The sequence below is a fragment of the Streptomyces europaeiscabiei genome (assembly GCF_036346855.1).
Taxonomy (GTDB): Bacteria; Actinomycetota; Actinomycetes; order Streptomycetales; family Streptomycetaceae; genus Streptomyces; species Streptomyces europaeiscabiei.
This window is the reverse complement of record NZ_CP107841.1, coordinates 7,678,331-7,696,501: the sequence shown is the minus strand read 5'-3', so window position 1 is coordinate 7,696,501 and position 18,171 is coordinate 7,678,331. Positions and strand designations below refer to the sequence as shown.

Here is an 18,171-nt window from a genome sequence, read left to right as displayed (position 1 = left end):
GACCTCGTGCGCTGGCGCCCCTGACCTCGTGCGCGGCAGCCCGCCGGGGTCAGTGGGCGGCCACCGCCTGGTGCTGGGCCCGGCCCACGTCGTACACGCCCGGCACGTTCCGCATGGCCCGCATCAGGTTCGGGAGGTGTGCGGCGTCCGGAAGTTGCAGCGTGTAGGTGTGGCGGACGCGCTGTTGGGTGGGGGGTTCGACGGTGGCGGTGACAATGTCGACGCCTTCGAGGGCGATGGCCTCGGTGAGGTCGGCGAGGAGGTGGGGCCGCTGGAAGGACTCGGCGACGAGAGTGACCCGGAACTCGGTGGTGTTCCCCCAGCGCACCTCGATCTCCGGGCGCCCCAGTCCCTTCATGCGTGTCACGGCGGCGCATTCGAGGCGGTGCACGGTCACCACTCCCCCGCGGACGGCGAAGCCGGTGACCTCGTCGGGCGGTACGGGCGTGCAGCAGCCGGCGAGACGTACGGTCGCCTCGGGCCTGTCGACGACGACCACGGCGCCGACGGTGTCGGAGGTGGCGGCGGGCTCGTCCATGGCGGGGCGGAGGGCCGGTGTCCCGTCCTTGCGTGCGCCGTCGCGTTCCTCGGACTCGTCGTCGGCGGCGGGCGAGGGGTGGGTGGCGAGCCAGCGCTGGATGGCGATGCGCGCGCCGGGCGTGTGGGCGTGCTCCAGCCACTCCCTGGAGGGCTCGGAGGCCGGGTCCTGACCCATGAGGAGCTGGACGGTGTCGCCGTCCTTCAGGACGGTGCTCAGTCTCACCAGACGGCCGTTGACGCGGGCGCCGATGCAGGCGTGCGCGTCCTCGCCGTACTGGGCGTACGCCGCGTCCACGCAACTGGCGCCCTCGGGGAGCCCCAACGTGCCCCCGTCGGGCCGGAAGACGGTGATCTCACGGTCCTGGGCGAGGTCCTCGCGCAGGGTCGACCAGAACATGTCCGCGTCCGGTGCCGCCTCCTGCCAGTCGAGGAGCCGGGAGAGCCAGCCGGGGCGGGTCGGGTCGATGCGCTCGCCCTCGCCGTCGGTCTGCTCCTCCGCGGGAGCTGCGTAGGGATTGCCCAGGGCGACGACGCCGGCCTCGGCGACCTTGTGCATCTGGTGGGTGCGGATGAGGACTTCGGCGACCTGGCCGTCGCCCCGCGCGACGGCCGTGTGCAGCGACTGGTACAGGTTGAACTTCGGTACGGCGATGAAGTCCTTGAACTCCGAGACCACGGGGGTGAGGCAGGTGTGCAGTTCACCGAGGACCGCGTAGCAGTCGGCGTCCTCGTTGACGAGGACCAGGAGCCGTCCGAAGTCGGAGCCGCGCAGCTGTCCGCGTTTCCGGGAGACCCGGTGCAGGGAGACGAAGTGGCGGGGCCTTATGAGGACTTCGGCCTGGATGCCGGCCTCGCGCAGGACCCCGCGCACCTCGTCGGAGATCTCGGCGAGCGGGTCGCCCTCCCGCGCCGCGTTCTCCGCGATGAGCTCGCGGGTGTGCGCGTACTCCTCGGGGTGGAGGATCGCGAAGACGAGGTCCTCCAGCTCGGTCTTGAGCGCCTGGACGCCCAGCCGTTCGGCGAGCGGGATCAGGACGTCCTTGGTGACCTTGGCGATGCGTTCCTGCTTCTCGGGGCGCATCACACCGAGGGTGCGCATGTTGTGCAGCCGGTCGGCGAGTTTGATCGACATCACGCGGACGTCGTTGCCGGTGGCGACGAGCATCTTGCGGAAGGTCTCGGGCTCGGCGGCGGCTCCGTAGTCGACCTTCTCCAGCTTGGTGACGCCGTCGACGAGATACCGCACCTCCTCGCCGAACTCCTCGCGCACCTGATCGAGCGTCACATCCGTGTCCTCGACGGTGTCGTGGAGCAGAGACGCCGTCAAGGTCGTTGTCTCCGCGCCCAGTTCGGCGAGGATCAGAGTCACGGCGAGCGGGTGTGTGATGTACGGCTCGCCACTCTTGCGCATCTGACCGCGGTGCGAGGACTCGGCGAGGACGTACGCCCGGCGCAGCAGGTCGAGATCGGCGTCGGGGTGGTGGGCGCGGTGCGCGTCGGCGAGATGACTGATCGCGTCGGGCATACGGTCACGGGTCGTCGGGCCCAGGAGTGCGGCGCGGCCCAGACGGCGCAGGTCGATACGAGGTCGGCCCTTCCTGCGGTGCGCTGGTGGCGGCGCAGGGGCGGGCGATACGGCGGGGTTCGTGGCCTCCGCGCTCATGGGCACCTCCGGCTGCGTGGACCGGCGGACGGGTGCCCCATGGCGTGCGGCGGCTCAGGGGATCGTCGTTCCCCCGTCCGTGCCGGTGCTTGATGCTACCGACCCCATCACGCCCATCCGACCGCCTCTCGCCGAGCGTGAAACGGATCACCCATTCGAGGGAAGGTTGTGAGGTTTACGGTTTCGAGTCACCCCACCCGAGGTGCGCCATGGATTCGCACCCCTGAACGCGTGGTGGGCTTGGATGTACACGGCGCTCATGCTCCGGACACCACCATGTCAAGCCCTACCACACCTCAACGCGCCGCGTTTTCCAGCCACTTGGCGTCGATCTCGCCCTCGGCGACGATCACCGCGGGACCGGTCATCTCGATCTCGCCGCCGGGCCGTTCGGTGATCACCAGCGTGCCGCCCGGCACGTCGACGGTGTACGTCGCCGGGGTGCCCGTGACGGCCGGATCTGCGCCGTCCCGGCGGGCGGCGGCCACGGCGACGGCGCACGCTCCGGTGCCACAGGAGCGGGTCTCGCCGGAACCGCGCTCGTGGACGCGCATCGCCACATGCCGAGGGCCGCGGTCGACGACGAACTCGACGTTGACGCCGTCCGGGTAGGCGGCGGCCGGGCTGAAGGGCGGCGGGGAGAGCAGGTCGCCCGCCTGCGCGAGGTCGGCCACGAAGGCGACGGCGTGCGGGTTGCCCATGTTCACGTTGAGGGCGGGCCAGCTGTGCTCCCCGACGCTCACCGTGACGTCACCTCCGGGGAGGCGGGCGCTGCCCATGCCGACCGTGACGTCGCCGTCCTTGTCGATGTGGACCTTCTTCACGCCTCCGCGCGTGGCGACGGTGAGGTCGCCCTCGGCGACATGACCGGCGTGCAGGAGGTAGCGGGCGAAGACCCGGACGCCGTTTCCGCACATCTCGGCGATCGACCCGTCGCCGTTGCGGTAGTCCATGAACCACTCCGCCTCGGCCGCCAGCCCCTTCGCCTCGGGGTGCGCGGCGGACCGTACGACGTGCAGCACACCGTCTCCCCCGATGCCCGCGCGGCGGTCGCACAGGGCGGCGACAGCGGCCGGGGAGAGGTCGATGGCGTTCTCCGGGTCCGGGACGATCACGAAGTCGTTCTCGGTCCCGTGCCCCTTGAGGAAGGCGATCCGCGTGCTCATTCGTCGATCGTACGGGAGCGCTCCACCGGGAGGGCCGACGGAGGGTGCCGGGGTCGCTGCGGGTCGATTACGGCTGGTCGCCCACGCGACGGAGTCGCATGTCGGCACAGCCCCGCTTCCCGCCGGAACGCTCTAGCGGAGCCGTGCCACCCGCCACACGGCCAGCACGACCACCGCGGCCACGATCAGGGCGTAAAGCAGGGCCATCCGCCAGTCCGCGCGGCGGCCGGAGCCGCGGGCGGGCAGGCCGGGCCACGTGTAACCGACGCGGCGGGCAGCCATCATGCCCCAGCCGGCCGCGGTGGCGCAGATCAGCAGGCCGAGCATGGCGACCACGGCGCCGCCGTCACCGAACTCGAAGGCGAGCGGGAAGGCGAACATCAGGGAGCCGACCGCGGCGAGGCCCACGATGGGCGCGAGCTGCCAGAGCCGCAGTCTGCGCTGGGGTCGCAGCTCGACCTCGACCTCCGGCCCGGACATCTCGTCCGGTTCCGGTCCGTCGTCGCTCACACCACCGGGAGTCTGGTCCTCGGGACCGTCGGGGCTCAGCGGGTCGTCGTCGGGATCCAGTGTGTACCCCTCGGTGACCAGCTGCTCCGCGTCGTCCGCGGTGCCCTGCTCCGTGCCTTGTGCGGTGTCGCGAGGGCCGGCCTCCATCGCCACGCGCCCTCCCAACTCGGACTCTACTTGGTCGATCGAAGCTCGATGATGGCACGCCCCCGGAGGCCGGGATGACCGCCGGGGCGACCCGATGCCATGACGTGATCAGGCTGTGACCGGTCGTTCGACCAACGCCAGTGCGAGCTGCGGGAGTTCCCTCATGTCGGCGAGCCCCCCCTTGAGCCAATGCACCCGCGGGTCGCGTCTGAACCATGAATCCTGGCGGCGCGCGAAGCGCTTGGTGGCGCGCACGGTCTCGGCTCGCGCCTCGTCCATGGTGCACTGCCCGGCGAGCGCCGCGAGGACCTGCTGGTAGCCGAGCGCACGGGACGCCGTACGCCCCTCGCGCAACCCCTGCTCCGCAAGGGAGCGCACTTCTTCGACCAGTCCGGCGTCCCACATGCGGTCGACGCGGCGGGTGATGCGCTCGTCGAGTTCGGGACGCGCCACGTCGACGCCGATCTGGACGGTGTCGTAGACCGAGTCATGGCCCGGGAGGTTCGCCGTGAACGGCTTTCCGGTGATCTCGATCACTTCGAGTGCGCGGACGATCCGGCGCCCGTTGCTCGGCAGGATCGCGTGGGCGGCCTCGGGGTCGGCGGCGGCGAGCCGGGCGTGCAGCGCGCCGGAGCCGCGCAGGGTCAGCTCCTCCTCCAGGCGGGCCCGGACCTCGGGGTCGGTGCCGGGGAACTCCAGATTGTCGACGGCCCCCCGGACGTACAGCCCGGAGCCGCCCACCAGGATCGGCCAGCGGCCGTCGGCGAGCAGGGCGTCGATGCGCGCGCGGGCGAGCCGCTGGTACTCGGCGACGCTGGCGGCGGCCGTGACGTCCCAGATGTCCAGGAGGTGGTGCGGGACTCCGTCGCGCTCCCCGGGGGTCAGCTTGGCGGTGCCGATGTCCATCCCCCGGTAGAGCTGCATGGAATCGGCGTTGACCACCTCGCCGCCGAGGCGCTGGGCGAGGAAGACACCCAGATCGGACTTTCCGGCCGCGGTCGGTCCGACGACGGCGATGACTCGTGGAGGGGGAACTGCGCTACTCACCGCCCCAGTCTCGCAAATGTCGGGACCTCTTCTCGAACGAGCTACGTGACGCGGGCGAGCCGGGGTCGTTGCGTGTTGCGAGTTCGTAGCGCCGGATTCGAGTACCGGCAGCCCGGATGACGCAATGGGACGCTCCGGGAGAGCGCGGGAATTGGCCCGCATGATTAGCATTGAGGTTGATATGGGCGTTTTTTCACTGTTTCGGCGTAAGGCGAAGGGTGCGGAAGAGGCCGCCGTGACGGCACCCGCGCCGACCGCCGAGACCGAGGCGGAGGAGTCGGACGAGGCGAAGGGATCCACCGAGGCCGCCCGGCCCGAAGCCGAGGCCGTGGCCGAGGACCAGGACGAGTCCGCCGAGCCCGCGGCGGAGTCCGTCGACGCGGCGGACGACGTGGAGATCCCCAAGCAGCAGACCGCCGAGCAGGCGGCCGACAACGAGGCCAGTGAGGGCGCCCGAAAGTGACTGCCCCGCGCGGGAAGGTGAACCATGGGTCTGCTGGATAATTTGAAATCCAAACTCTCCCCGGCCAAGGACAAGGTCTCGCACCTCGCACAGAAGCACGAGGACAAGATCCAGCACGGTCTCGACAAGGCCGCGCACACGGTCGACAGGAAGACCAAGGGCAAGTACAGCGGCCGGATCCAGTCGGGCACGGGCAAGGCGAAGCACGCCATGGACCGACTCGCGCACCAGGAGGGCGACGGCCACATGCCGCCGCCTGCGGGCGGCGGCCGCACACCCCCGTCTCGGGGCGGCGGAACCACACCACCGCCTCCGGCTTCCTGAGCACGTGCATATCGTCGGACGGCCGCGGAGCACCTCACGCTCCCGGCCGTCCGCCGCGTTCACCCGCCGTTCTCGACCCGCCGTTCTCGATCCGCCGTTCTCGACCCGCCGTTCTCGATCTACGACCAGGCGGCGACCAGGTAGCCCACCCCGTACGGCGCGTCGTCGTACAGCAGGCTGCCGCCCAGGTCCGCGTTCTCGGCGGCGCCGGCCAGGATCTGCCAGGGGGCGCGGCCCGCGGCCTTCAGCTCGTGGGCCAGCCGTACGTCCAGCGCCTTGAGCGCGGCGATGTCGGCGTCGCCCAGCGCACGGGCGACCTCCGTGTCGAAGCCGGTCGCGCGGTCGTCCAGATACCCGGGGGCCTTCAGCGTCCGGCACGCACTGCCGTCGCCCATCACCAGCAGGGCCACGCGCCCGGCCGACCCGGCGATGTCCCGTCCGGCCTGGACGCACTGCTCGACGGCGCGAGATCCGCCCACGCCGAGCCCTTCCACGGGGGTGTCGGCCCAGCCGGTCCGGTCGAGCAGCCAGGCGGCGACGGCGAGGGAGGCGGGCAGCCGGGCATCGGGGGACGCCGTGTCGCTGCCGCGCCCCAGGCGGACGTCCAGATCCACACCGAAGCCCCGGAACGAGCCGCGAGAGCCCTGCGGGTACTGCCCGTCCTGCCCGGCGGGTCCCACGACCACCAGTCGGTCCGGCCGGGCGGCGGCGAGCACCCCGAGCACATCCGCGCAGGCGTCCCGCGCCGCATCCAGTTCGGGCGCGGCCCCGGCGGCGACCTCGGGCACGAGCAGCGGCGGACAGGGACAGACTGCGGCGGCTACAAGCATGATCCGCAGGGTAACTTCTGCGGCTCAGGGGTGACTCACGCGCCCTTCGAGGGCTGGGAACCGCGCGAACGCCCCCACGCACCCGCAGCCCGCGAACGACGGCCACGACCGAGCCGAACCCGTCGTCCGAACCGGCGCTCAGTGGCTGCCGCAGCCACCCGTCGTGGCCACCGGCAGCGGCTCCGGCACACCGATCTTGGGAAGGCCCAACATCACACCGGCCGGCTTGTCCGCCGGAACGGCGTTCCGCTTCTCCCAGGCGTCGCCCGCCCGTGTGCGGCGTACGTCGAGGACGGCACCCTCGGCGAGGAGGTGATGCGGGGCGGCGTAGGTGATCTCGACGGTCACGACGTCACCGGGGCGGACCTCCCGGTCGGGTTTGGTGAAGTGGACCAGGCGGTTGTCGGCGGCGCGGCCGGAGAGGCGGTGGGTGGCGCCGTCCTTGCGGCCCTCGCCCTCGGCGACCATCAGCTCCAGGGTGCGGCCGACCTGCTTCTTGTTCTCGTCCCAGGAGATCTCCTCCTGGAGGGCGACGAGGCGCTCGTAGCGGGCCTGCACGACCTGCTTGGGAACCTGGTTCTCCATGGTGGCGGCGGGCGTGCCGGGGCGCTTGGAGTACTGGAAGGTGAAGGCCTGGGTGAAGCGGGCCTCGCGGACCGCGTGCATCGTCTGCTCGAAGTCCTCCTCGGTCTCGCCGGGGAAGCCCACGATGATGTCGGTGGTGATGGCCGCGTGCGGGATGGAGGCGCGGACCTTCTCGATGATCCCCAGGTAGCGCTCCTGGCGGTAGGAGCGGCGCATCGCCTTGAGGACCGTGTCCGAGCCGGACTGCATCGGCATGTGCAGTTGCGGCATCACGTTCGGCGTCTCGGCCATGGCGGCGATCACGTCGTCGGTGAAGTCGCGGGGATGAGGAGAGGTGAAGCGGACGCGCTCCAGGCCGTCGATCTTCCCGCAGGCCCGCAGCAGCTTGCTGAACGCCTCTCGGTCCCCGATGTCGGAGCCGTACGCGTTGACGTTCTGGCCGAGCAGGGTGATCTCGGAGACGCCCTCGGCGACCAGGGCCTCGATCTCGGCGAGGATGTCGCCGGTGCGGCGGTCCTTCTCCTTGCCGCGCAGGGCCGGGACGATGCAGAACGTGCAGGTGTTGTTGCAGCCGACGGAGATCGAGACCCAGGCGGCGTAGGCGCTCTCGCGGCGGGTCGGCAGCGTGGAGGGGAAGGCTTCGAGGGATTCGGCGATCTCGACCTGGGCCTCGTCCTGGACGCGGGCGCGCTCCAGCAGGACGGGCAGCTTGCCGATGTTGTGCGTGCCGAAGACGACGTCCACCCAGGGCGCCTTCTTGACGATGGTGTCCCGGTCCTTCTGGGCCAGACAGCCGCCGACGGCGATCTGCATGCCGGGGCGGGCGGTCTTCATCGGGGCGAGGCGGCCGAGGTTGCCGTAGAGACGGTTGTCGGCGTTCTCCCGTACGGCGCAGGTGTTGAAGACGACGACGTCCGCGTTGCCCTCCCCGGCGTCCTTGGGCGCGCGCACGTATCCGGCGTCCTCCAGGAGACCGGACAGGCGTTCGGAGTCATGGACGTTCATCTGACATCCATAAGTACGTACTTCGTATGTCTTGACGCCCACTGCCTGACTCCGGTCGCTGCTGTTGGTCACTCCGTAAGCCTAAGGCAGCGCCCGGGGAGCCCTCGTCCCCCGGGCGCTGCGGTCTCTCGGCCGGGGTCAGGCCGTCGTGTCGCCCTCGTCGTCGCCGTCGAGGACGGTCTCAGGGATCTGCACGTTGATCAGTTCACCGGTGCGCTGGTCGACCGTGAGGCCCCGGCCGGGTTTGCGGCCACGCAGATGGGCGTGGGCGAGGCGGGCGCCGACGTAGTCGCCCTCCAGGACGCTCTGCGGGCCGAGGAGGACGCCCTTGCGGTGCCGTCTCAGGGCGCTGAGCCAGCCCATCGCGCCCGTCATGGTCTCCGCGGTGGCGGCGATGACGATGCCGATGCCGTGGTCCCGGCCGGACTGGGCCAGGGTGCGGAGGTTCTGGTCGATGTCCGGCAGGACGAACAGGTCGGCGTCGTCCACCATGACCACCCGGGGCCCGCCGCCGGATTCCAGGGCCTCGGTGAACTCCTCGACGGTGGGTTCCGTCGCGGTGATCAGCCGTACGCCGGGGTGCTTGCCCAGGGTGCGCAGTGGCGACTCGCGCGGGGCGAGGATCACCAGGCGGGTGCCGGAGGCGAGGAGGGAGACGGCCAGGGCGGCCAGGGTGGTGCTGCGGCCGGAGCCGGGCGGACCGACCACCGAGAAGGTGGGTGAGGTGTCCGCGAAGTCCACGCCCACCGGGGAGACGTCGTCGCCGCCCAGGCCCAGCAGGCCCCACATCGGCCGACGGAACTCCTCCCCCACCTTCTCGTACGCGTCCGTGAACGTGACCTTCACCGGCAGGGTGCCGATGCGGGCGGGCCGGCGGTCGGCCGGGAGTCCGGCGTCGCGGCGGGTCGCCTCGGCGCCGATCAGGCGCAGCGCCTCGGCCTGTTCCTGGCCGGTGGCGCCGGGGGCGAGCAGGGCCACCTGGATCTCGGTGCCGCCGTCGGAGGTGAAGCCGCGGCCGGGCGGGACGAGGTCGGGGACGTCGCGCGCCCGCTTGCCGACGGCGTGGTAGTCGGTCTTGTCGTTCAGGCGCAGCAGCAGCTTGTTGTCGTTGAGAGCGGTCGCCCGGCCGGACAGCAGGGCGCGTTCGGAGGTGGCGACGACGTGCAGGCCCGCGGCGGCGCCCTCGCGCAGGAGCCGGTTGAGCTGTTCCACCAGGCGGCCGCCGTTGTGGTCGGCGACGGCCTCGATCAGCGCGTCCCAGCCGTCGATGAACAGCATGATGTGCGGCGGGCGGGAGCCGGCTCCGACACTCTCGCGGAGTTCGGTGAGGTTGCCGGCGTGCCGCTCGGTGAGGAGTTCCTGACGGCGTTCCAGTTCGCCGTCGAGCCGGGCGAACAGCCGTTCCAACCGCTCGATGTCGCCTCGCGGCACGACCGCGCCGCAGTGCGGCAGCACGCCGAGCGCCGTGAGGGCGCCGCCCGCGAAGTCGACGCCGTAGAGGTGGACGTCGGCGCTGGAGTGCCCCCGGGCGAGGGCTCCCGCCATCGTGCGGAGCACCTGGGAACGGCCGGAGCGCGGGATACCGATGACGTACAGGTGCCCGAACTCGACGAAGTCGAGGCGGACCGGCAGCTGGGCCTGGGCCTCGGGCAGGTCCGACAGGCCCCAGGAGACCGGGGCCGGGCGGGCGCCGCCCGGTTCGTCGGGCTGGGGCAGGTCGTCGATCAAAAGGTTCTGGCCGAGGGCCGGGAGCCAGGGGCTGGGCTGTGGGGCGCATCCGGTGAGCCGTGCCGCCTCGGAGACCGCCGCCACCAGGGCGTTGAGGTCGGTGGGGACGTCGTCGTCGGCCGTGTCCGCCGCCGGGTCTCCGCCCTCGTCCGTCTCCGCCGTGCCGGGCAGTCCTGCGGCGCGGCCGAGGCGCTGCCAGGGGAGTTCGGTGCCCCGGATACGGGACTCCTCCGCGGGCCGCCGCTCATGGGGCTCGGGGGCGGGCTGTGTGCCGGGCATCGGGGTGCCGGCGTAGGCGGTCTGGAAGGGTACGACGGTGCCGTGGCCGAGCCGGGCGAGGGCCCGGCCGGGGGTGGCCGGGGAGATGCTGACGGCGTCCTTGGTGTCGATGACGTCCATGCTCTCGGAGGCGTCGGTGACCCGGAGCGCGATGCGCAGGTTGGTGTTGGCCCGGATGTCGGAGCTGACCACACCGGCCGGGCGCTGGGTGGCCAGGACCAGGTGGATGCCGAGGGAACGGCCGCGCTGGGCGATGCTCACCAGGCCGGGGATGAAGTCCGGGATCTCCCGGTAGAGGGTGGCGAACTCGTCGATGACGATCACCAGTCGGGGCACCGGCAGGAGTTCGGGGGTGCGGCGGCGCATGCCCTGGTACTCGGGGAGGTCCTTGGCTCCGGCGTCGGCCAGGATGTGCTCGCGGCGGGTCAGTTCGGCGGACAGCGAGGTGAGCGCGCGCTGCACGAGGTGGCTGTCGAGGTCGGTGACCATGCCGAGGGTGTGCGGCAGGTCGACGCAGTCCTTGAATGCGCTGCCGCCCTTGTAGTCGACGAGGACGAAGGTGAGTTCGTCGGGCCGGTTGACCGCGGCGAGCGTGGCCACGAAGGTCTGCAGCAGTTCGGACTTGCCGGAGCCGGTGGTTCCGGCCACCAGGCCGTGCGGGCCGTCCTTGACCAGGTCGAAGGCTACGGGGCCGTCGTAGCCGGCGCCCAGCAGGACGCCGGTGGAGGCGGGGCGCCGCTCCCAGCGGGCCGCGACCTGCTCGGCGGTCGGCTCGGGCAGACCGAGGAGTTCCAGGAGCCCGACCCTGGCGGGCAGGCCCTCGGAGGCGTCCGGGGTGACGTCGCGGATCGGGGCGATGCCCCGGGCCACGCGCTCGCACCACTCGGGTTCGACCAGGTCCGGGCGGATGTCGGTGACGTCGGGCTGTCCGGTGCGGCGCAGGGTCAGCCGGTGGTTCTCGTGGCGGACCACGGCGGTGCACTCCTCCGGCAGGAGCCGTTCCTCCTGGTCCAGGCAGAGCGGGAAGATCCGGACCGCCGGCCCCTCCTTCAGGATCGAGACCACGCCGGGTACGTCGCGCAGACGCCGGGCGCCGTCCATCACCACCAGGACGTCCGGTTCGCTGAGCAGCGCCTTGCTCATGGTGGACTCGGCGGCCCGCTGCCGGGTGCGCAGGGTGGAGACCAGTTCGGCCACGCGGTTGGCGACCGTCTCCGGGTCGTTGCCGATCAGGGTGACGGCGCCGCCGCGGATGCCGGGCAGGCCGTCGCGGGAGTGCGGCAGCCAGCGCGCCCAGTGCCAGGAGTCCTCGGCGGCCTTGTCGGTGAGGACGACGATCCGCAGGTCGCGCGGCGTGTGCAGGACGGCGGCCTGGGCCGTCATCCAGCGGGCCAGCGCCTGCACGGGGCCGGTCGCGCCGGCCAGGCCCACCACGCCGCTCTCGACGAGGTCGACGCCGACCGGGGCGTCCGGGATCGTCCAGTGGACGGCGGTGTGGTTGTCCTCGCGGGCGGTGTCGTCGATGCCGAGCAGGGACGGCTGCGGGGCGGTGCCGAGGCGCAGGGCCAGGTGGTCCGGGTCGCCACGGCGCCGCTCCCACAGCCGGCGGCCGGGGCCGACCGCCCACAGTCCGGCCACCGCCGGGTCGGGCGCGCTCTCGGCGCGCAGCCTCCGTTCGGTGGCGACCTTCTGCCGGACGTCCTCCTCCAGCGAGGCCCGGCGCTGCCGGTAGATGCTCGACTTCTCCTCGTAGTCCTTGCGGGCCTGCCGCCGTCCGCTGACGTAGTTCGCGGCGATCAGCACCGGCGACAGGAACATGAAGATCAGATAGAAGTACGACTGCAGGAAGAACATCATGCTGACGCCGAAGACCATCGGGGCGAGGGCCACGAGCAGCGGAATCGGCCTGCGTCCGGGGGGATCGGGCGGTCCGGGCAGCCGGAACCGCTCCGGCGCCAGGTGCGGCAGGATGCGGGGCGGCCGGTTGTAGTCCAGGCCGCCCCCGCCCTCGGACGGCACCACCGCCGCGTCCCTGGCGGTCGGTTCGGTCAGCCGCAGCAGGTGGTCGCCGACGGACAGCTCCGCTCCCACGGGCCAGAGCACCCAGCCGTCGGGGAGTTCCGCGCTGTTGTCGGCGGCGTCCTCCGGCTCGTCCTCCTCGTCCTGCTCCGCGAGCGGCAGCAACGGGGTGTTGGGCCTGCCCCGGTGCTCCGGCGGCTCCGGGACGGACAGCCGTGCCGGGCCGCCCTCGGGCAGTTCCACGATGGCCGAACCGTCCGGGCGTACGGTCACCCGGACGCCCTCGCCCGGCATGCCCCGCCCGTCGAGCGGCACGGCCGCGTCCGCCAGCGGGCCGATGCCGTGCGTGCCGAGGTCGAGCGGGTGGACCCGTCCGGCGTCCGGGCCGCCCACCACCTGGAGTTCGACCACCGGTGAGTGGTCCGCCCGGTGCGGCTGCGGCATGGCGTCGCGTTCGGGGCCGTAGGCGGTGGCCGGGGGCGGCTGTGGGGCGCCGAGGGCGACGACGCTGCCGTCCATCAGACGGGTGGCGGCCAGCGGGGTGCCCGGGGCGAGGTGCTCGTCGCCCAGGTAGCAGGCCGGGGCGGGTCCCGGTGCGGCGGGCGAGGTCCCGGTCCCGTCGGTGTCACCGGCTCGCAGCCGGGCCAGATGGGCGGCGACCTCCTCGACGGGGGTGCTTCCGGACGCGCTCAGCAGCACGTCCTGACGGCCGGTGGCGTCGCCTTCGGCGACCGTGGTGATGAGGAGTTTCACTGCTCCCCTTGGGGGTGCTCGGGGGTGGGCGGTTCGGGTACGGCGTGACGGGCCGGGTGGGGCGTCACGGGCCGGGGCCTGTCGTGGGCGCTCGGGCCCCGCCGTCGGGCGTCGGTCCTCTCGGGCGAGGACGTCAGTCCTCTCGGGCGCCGGAGGAGGCGGCGGCGGTGCGGTCCCGGGCGGTGGCCGGTTCGGCGAGCAGGTCGGATCCGGTGGTGGTCCGTGGCGGGGCCGGGGTCGGGAGGGTCGGCCCCGGTGACTCCTCCTGGAGGATCTCGGCCTCCTCGAATGCCGGGGTCACCTCGACCCGCCGGATTTCCTCGGGCTCCTGCGGCTCCCGGCTGTGGGGCCGAGGCGGCGTGGGTGCGCCCCGGCGCGGGGCGGACTCGCGACGCAGTCGGCGGTGGTCCGCCCGGACGGCGGCTGCGACGGCTCCGCCCAGCGGGGCCGAGTCCGCGTCCAGCCCCAGCTCGGGCGCGACCACCCGGCCGCGACCGTCGACCCGCAGGGCCCAGCTGTGCCCCGCCACCCGGCCGTCGATCAGGCAGACGGCGGCACCCGAGGCCGCGAGGGCGCCCAGCCGCCGCGCCTGTTCCGGGCCGGGGGCGGCGCAGACGACCACGGTCGTGGTGGCGCGAGCGGACTCGTCGAACTCACCGGCGACCTCGGTCTCCCGGGGTTCCTCGGCCGCCTCCTCCAGGTCGCGCAGTACGGCGTCGAGCCGCTGTCCCCGGTACTGGGGATGGACCCCGTCCGTGACGGTGACCGAGGCTCCGCTGCCGGGCCGGTCCAGCTGCGCGGCCAGCGCCTGGAGCAGCCGGCCCCGGGCGGCGGTGTCGCCCTCGACGGTGATCAGCCGTGGTCCGGCGGCCAGATCGAGGTGGACGCAGGCGTCGTCCGCCATGCCGAGGGCGGCGGGCAGCGGACGGATCCGCGCACCGGTGCGCGGGCGGCCCTGCGGCAGCCCGTCCGCCTCCGCGAGGAGAAGCTCCCAGCGCTGCGGGCCGGGCTCGTCCGACCACTCCCAGGGGACGGGTGGTTCGGGCAGCGGACGGGCGGCGATCTGTACGGCCGCGAGCCCGGGTTGCGTGCGCACGGCGTGGGGGACCGCCCCGGGCGCGTCGGCCAGAGCCGTCGCGGCCGCGTCCAGCAGCCGTCGTACGAGCAGGGCGCCTCGGGGGTCGGACAGGTGACGGGACAGGGCCCGTACGCCCCTCCGGTGGCGCCGGTAGCCGCGCAGCGGTTCGCCGAAAGCCTGCCGGGTCAGGGTCAGTTCACGGCCGACGCGACGCCGGAAGCGCCGCAGGCCGCCCTGTCTGCGCACCAGGTGCCGGAGCAGCAGGACGAGCAGCAGCAGGACGACCGCGGCCACGATGAGAAAGGTGAGCAGCGAGTCGCCGGGCTTTCCCAACGCGAGGACCGGACCGGACACCGGGTCGTGGGCGACCGGGTGGGACACGGCCGGGCCGGGGCTCGGCAGGGCGGGCGTGGTCATGCCGCCGCCAGCGTGTGTTCCGGGTGCCGACGGCGCAGCTCCCGTATCGCGTGATGGGTGCGGGACTTCACCGTGCCCGGGGGTATGCCCAGGGCGTCGGCGGCGTCGGTGCCGGTGCAGCCGAGGACGTAGACGTAGAAGAGCACCTCGCGGTGGGGGTGCGAGAGCCGGGAGAGGGCGTGGACCAGGAAGCGGCGCTGGACGGCCTGGCTCATCGGGTCCACGGTCTCGGCGTGGTGCTCCAGGGTGTGTTCGTGGGCGACCTGGTGGTGCGGCCGCTCGCGCCGGGCCCAGTCGATCACCAGGTTGTGCGCCACCCGCATCAGCCAGGCCCGGGAGGGCGACCAGTCCGGCGGCTGGCTCGCGGTGCTCTGCCAGGCGCGGACCAGGGTCTCCTGGACGAAGTCCTCGGCGCGCTGGCGGTCACCGCGGATCAGTCCGGAGACATAGCGCAGCAGCGGGCCGTGGTGCTCTTCGTAGAGCCTGCGGATGGAGCCGTCGCCTGCGGGCGGTGCTTCGCCCGAGGCGGGAGCACCGCCCGTCGCGACGGGACCGGGTATGGACGTTCTCATAGATTCCCCCAGGGCCGGCGTGCGTCTTCTGTGCCGGTCCGGTCGGGCGCCGCGACTGCGGCGTTGGCTGGGCAGGGCTGAGCGGGGCTGAGCGCGGGTACCCGGGGTGACCTCACGGTTCGTGGGTGGAACGTGAGGTTCCGCAAGGTGGAGTCTATGAGTGGTTCGGTAGCTTTCAAGGGTTCCTGAGAGGAACCTGAGGTTACCGATGAGTTGTCCGAAAAACCGAACAGGGGTGCCGGTCCGGGGGGATGGACCGGCACCCCTGCGGAAGGGACGCCGACGGAGGGGGATTCCGGGGCGGCGTCCCGGTTCGGGGGGACCCGGATCAGCTGGGGATGCCGCCGGCGATCTGCGAGTCCAGGTTGTTCACGGCGTTGCAGATGTCCCGGAACTGCTTGGAGAACTGCGTGATGTTGTTCACAGCCTCGGTCAGCGACTTGTTGAAGTTCGCGTAGGACGTCTGCATCTTCGGGCTGGTGGCCGTCAGCAGCAGGCCTCCCTGGAGGAGGTTCTCGACGTCGGCCTGGAGCGAGGACAGCTGGGGGACCAGTGTGTCGCTGACGGCGGAGTCGAGCTTCTTGGCAGTGCTCTCGATTTCCTCGTCGTCGATGACGTTCTTCGGCATGGTGCACCTCGTTCTGTTGTGACGGACCCGGCGGCGCAGGGGGCGCGCGCAGGGAGCTTGGGGCGGGCGCCGGGGCGCTCCGCGCGGGTCAGCGCCAGTTCTCGCCGAGTGTGCCGAGGGGTGGTTCGGCGCTGCTGCGTTCGTGCTGGGTGACGGACTCCCTCAGGTACCAGGTCCCGTCATCGGCCCGCTGCCAGATCTCCTGGACCTCGTTGCTCGCGTCGGCGACGAAGCGGGTCCCGGTGTTCTCGTTGGTGACGACCCTGGTGACGGAGCCGTCCGCGCCGGTGTAGTCGGTCCGGGTGACGCCCTCCTGCACCGTGGTCGTCGTCCCCGGGGCGGTGGAGCCGGACGGACGGCCGCCGGAGTCGACCAGCGGGTTCTCCACCGTGAGATACGCGGGGGGCCGGTCCAGCCGCTGCTGGGGGTCCTCCTTGCCGGCCTCGGAGTTGAGGTACTCCTCCTTGTCCATGGTCAGCTCCCAGTCACCGTCCGGCCGCTTGGTCCAGATCTGGAGGGTGTCCCGGCCGGTCCCGTCGGTGACGTAGCGCTTCATCCATCCATCGGGCGTGCCCTCGGGATCGGAGTCCATGTAGACCTTGGTGACGGAGCCGTCGGAGCTGCGGATCGTGGTCACGGAGTCACCGTCCCCGGACAGCGGGTGGTACGTCTCGGAGTACGTCAGGCCCGTGTTCTTGTTGGTGACGGTGGTGGTCGTCTCGACGGGTTCGCCGTTCCCGTCGACCTTGATCTCACCGTTCTCGTCGAGCCGGTACGACACGGTGGTGGTGCTGTTGCCGTCCTCGATCGTGTAGCCCTTGGGGACGAAGGCCTCGTCGGGCAGATCGTCCAGCTGACCGCGCATGCCCCTGAGCCGGCCGACGTCGGCGTCCTTGTCGGGGTCCCAGTCGCGCAGCTTGTCGTACTCCTCGCCGAAACTGTCCTGGAGGTCCTGCTGCCGTTGCTGGGCGGGCTTCTCCTCCTCGGTGAGCGCGGTCTGCTCCTTGTCGGTCTCCGACTGGTCGTCCCACAGCTCCTTCTGACGGGCCTGAAGGTCGTTCGACTCCTGGTCCAAGGGGTCCAGTCGGGTCTGGAGGTCGGCGCGATCGGCCTCCAGGTCGTCCCGCTCGGCCTTCAGAGCGTCCTGGACCTCCTGCTGAGTGGACTTCTCCAGGGCCCAGAGGTCCTTCTGCCTGGCCTGGAGTCCGTCCTGCCGCTCGGAGAGGGGCTCCTGGGCGCGGCTCAGCGCGTCACGCTCGTCGTCGAGTTCCTTCTGTCGCTCACGGAACGGGGCGAACGCCTTCTCCTGGTCGCGCTGTTCCCGCTCCAGCGCGTCCCACCGCGCGGAAAGCCCCTTGCCCTCGGACTCCCACAGGCCGTCCCGCTCCTTGTCCAGGGCGTCCTGCCTGCGCTGCCAGGCGTCGAGGTCCGCCTGGGTGGCCTTCCCGCCGCTCAGCAGGGTCTCCCGTTCCGCCCAGAGGGCTTCCTGCTTCGCCTGGAGGGCGTCCTGCTTGCCGTCGTAGGCCTTCTGCTCCTGCTCCAGGGCGGTGGTCTTCTTCTCCAGGGCCACGTCCTGTTCGGCACGAAGGGCCTTCTCGTCCTCCCAGAGCTGCTGCTGCTTGCGCTGGAGTTCCTCCTGCTGCCTGATCAGGGGCTCCTGCTCCTTGCGGAGGGCCTCGTAGTCCTTCTGCAGCTCGTCCCGCCTGGCCTGGAGCTTCTCCTCGCGCTGTCCGAGGAGGTCCTTCTCCTCCTGCCACAGCTGCTGCTGCCTGGCCTGGAGTTCGTCCTGCTCCTTCAGCAAGGGCTCCCGCTTCTCGGCGAGCTCCTCCTGCTCCTTGTTCAGCCTTTCCTGCCGCTTCTGCTGGGCCGCGGTCTGTTCGTCGATCTTCTTCCGCTTCTCGACCAGCGCGTCCTGTTCCTTCTTCAGGCGCGCCTGCTGGGTCTTGTAGCGGGCTTCCAGCCTTGTGGCCTCCTGCGCGCGGAGCTTGCCGTTCAGCTGCTGCTTGCGTATCTCGTTGTGCCGGTTGGCCTCGTCGCGGACCTGGGCGGTCACCTGCTGGGCGGCGCCGGCGGCGTGGGAGGCGTCCTGGTCGTAGAAGGCCTTGCCCGCCCTGTCGAGGAGGTTGCCGAGGTCCGTCATGGCCTGCCAGCCCTCACCGAACGACTTCTTCCAGGCGCCGTAGAAGTCCTCCAGCGCCTCGGCCGTCTCCCGGCGCGGGCCGATGTCCCCCGCGGCGAACGTCTTGTCCGTGTGCGAGGTGGCGTCGAGTTCGTCGCGGAGGTGCCACAGATGGCGTGCGAGGACGGTCATCAGGTCGTAGTCGTAGGAGACGCGCACCATGTCTGTTCGTCCTTTCCTCGAAGCGGCCGTGAGCGGTCGTGTCGGTGTGTCGAGCCGCCCTGTAGACGAGGACTTG

General features: G+C 71.8%; 13 protein-coding genes. 2 read left to right on the top strand and 11 right to left on the bottom strand.

The window, feature by feature from the left end; genetic code table 11:
• Positions 1-49: 49 nt before the first annotated feature.
• The 4 genes from OG858_RS33635 to miaA all read right to left on the bottom strand — a co-directional run bounded on the left by OG858_RS33635 (position 50) and on the right by miaA (position 5,073).
• Positions 50-2,203, bottom strand: coding sequence for a RelA/SpoT family protein (locus tag OG858_RS33635; protein WP_179200731.1), 2,154 nt, complete (start codon positions 2,201-2,203; stop codon positions 50-52).
• A gap of 296 nt (positions 2,204-2,499) precedes the next feature.
• On the bottom strand, positions 2,500-3,369 hold the full coding sequence (gene dapF / locus OG858_RS33630) for a diaminopimelate epimerase (RefSeq protein WP_086746099.1): 870 nt from the start codon (positions 3,367-3,369) through the stop codon (positions 2,500-2,502).
• Positions 3,370-3,501: 132 nt separating this feature from the next.
• Entirely contained in the window at positions 3,502-4,032 is a 531-nt protein-coding gene (locus OG858_RS33625; protein WP_086746100.1) for a hypothetical protein, read from the bottom strand.
• 102 nt (positions 4,033-4,134) lie between these two features.
• Positions 4,135-5,073: a tRNA (adenosine(37)-N6)-dimethylallyltransferase MiaA gene (gene miaA / locus OG858_RS33620; RefSeq protein ID WP_086746101.1), complete on the bottom strand. Its 939-nt coding sequence runs from the start codon at positions 5,071-5,073 to the stop codon at positions 4,135-4,137.
• Between the two features lie 235 nt (positions 5,074-5,308).
• Here miaA and OG858_RS33615 point away from each other — a divergent pair, with 235 nt between their 5' ends.
• Together OG858_RS33615 and OG858_RS33610 are read left to right on the top strand one after the other, a co-directional pair.
• Positions 5,309-5,536 carry a hypothetical protein gene (locus tag OG858_RS33615; protein WP_319264436.1) on the top strand — a complete coding sequence of 76 codons (228 nt, stop codon included), beginning with the start codon at positions 5,309-5,311 and terminating at the stop codon, positions 5,534-5,536.
• A gap of 24 nt (positions 5,537-5,560) precedes the next feature.
• Positions 5,561-5,860 carry an antitoxin gene (locus OG858_RS33610; protein WP_319064318.1) on the top strand — a complete coding sequence of 100 codons (300 nt, stop codon included), beginning with the start codon at positions 5,561-5,563 and terminating at the stop codon, positions 5,858-5,860.
• Positions 5,861-5,979: 119 nt separating this feature from the next.
• Here OG858_RS33610 and OG858_RS33605 read toward each other — a convergent pair whose 3' ends face one another.
• From OG858_RS33605 to OG858_RS33575, 7 genes are all read right to left on the bottom strand, one after another.
• Complete coding sequence (locus OG858_RS33605) at positions 5,980-6,690, bottom strand: class III extradiol dioxygenase subunit B-like domain-containing protein (protein ID WP_319064317.1); 711 nt, start codon at positions 6,688-6,690, stop codon at positions 5,980-5,982.
• 138 nt (positions 6,691-6,828) lie between these two features.
• Entirely contained in the window at positions 6,829-8,352 is a 1,524-nt protein-coding gene (miaB, locus tag OG858_RS33600) for a tRNA (N6-isopentenyl adenosine(37)-C2)-methylthiotransferase MiaB (RefSeq protein ID WP_086746105.1), read from the bottom strand.
• Between the two features lie 66 nt (positions 8,353-8,418).
• A complete protein-coding gene (locus OG858_RS33595; protein ID WP_319264434.1) occupies positions 8,419-13,059 on the bottom strand; it encodes an FtsK/SpoIIIE domain-containing protein in 4,641 nt (1,546 codons plus the stop codon).
• A 133-nt stretch (positions 13,060-13,192) separates the two neighbouring features.
• On the bottom strand, positions 13,193-14,554 hold the full coding sequence (locus OG858_RS33590; RefSeq protein WP_327745025.1) for a hypothetical protein: 1,362 nt from the start codon (positions 14,552-14,554) through the stop codon (positions 13,193-13,195).
• A complete protein-coding gene (locus OG858_RS33585) occupies positions 14,551-15,126 on the bottom strand; it encodes a sigma-70 family RNA polymerase sigma factor (protein ID WP_086748185.1) in 576 nt (191 codons plus the stop codon). The genes OG858_RS33590 and OG858_RS33585 overlap by 4 nt, the downstream gene beginning before the upstream one ends.
• A gap of 328 nt (positions 15,127-15,454) precedes the next feature.
• Positions 15,455-15,754, bottom strand: coding sequence for a hypothetical protein (locus OG858_RS33580; protein ID WP_086748184.1), 300 nt, complete (start codon positions 15,752-15,754; stop codon positions 15,455-15,457).
• Positions 15,755-15,842: 88 nt separating this feature from the next.
• Positions 15,843-18,095: a coiled-coil domain-containing protein gene (locus OG858_RS33575; RefSeq protein WP_319264429.1), complete on the bottom strand. Its 2,253-nt coding sequence runs from the start codon at positions 18,093-18,095 to the stop codon at positions 15,843-15,845.
• Between the last annotated feature and the right edge of the window lie 76 nt (positions 18,096-18,171).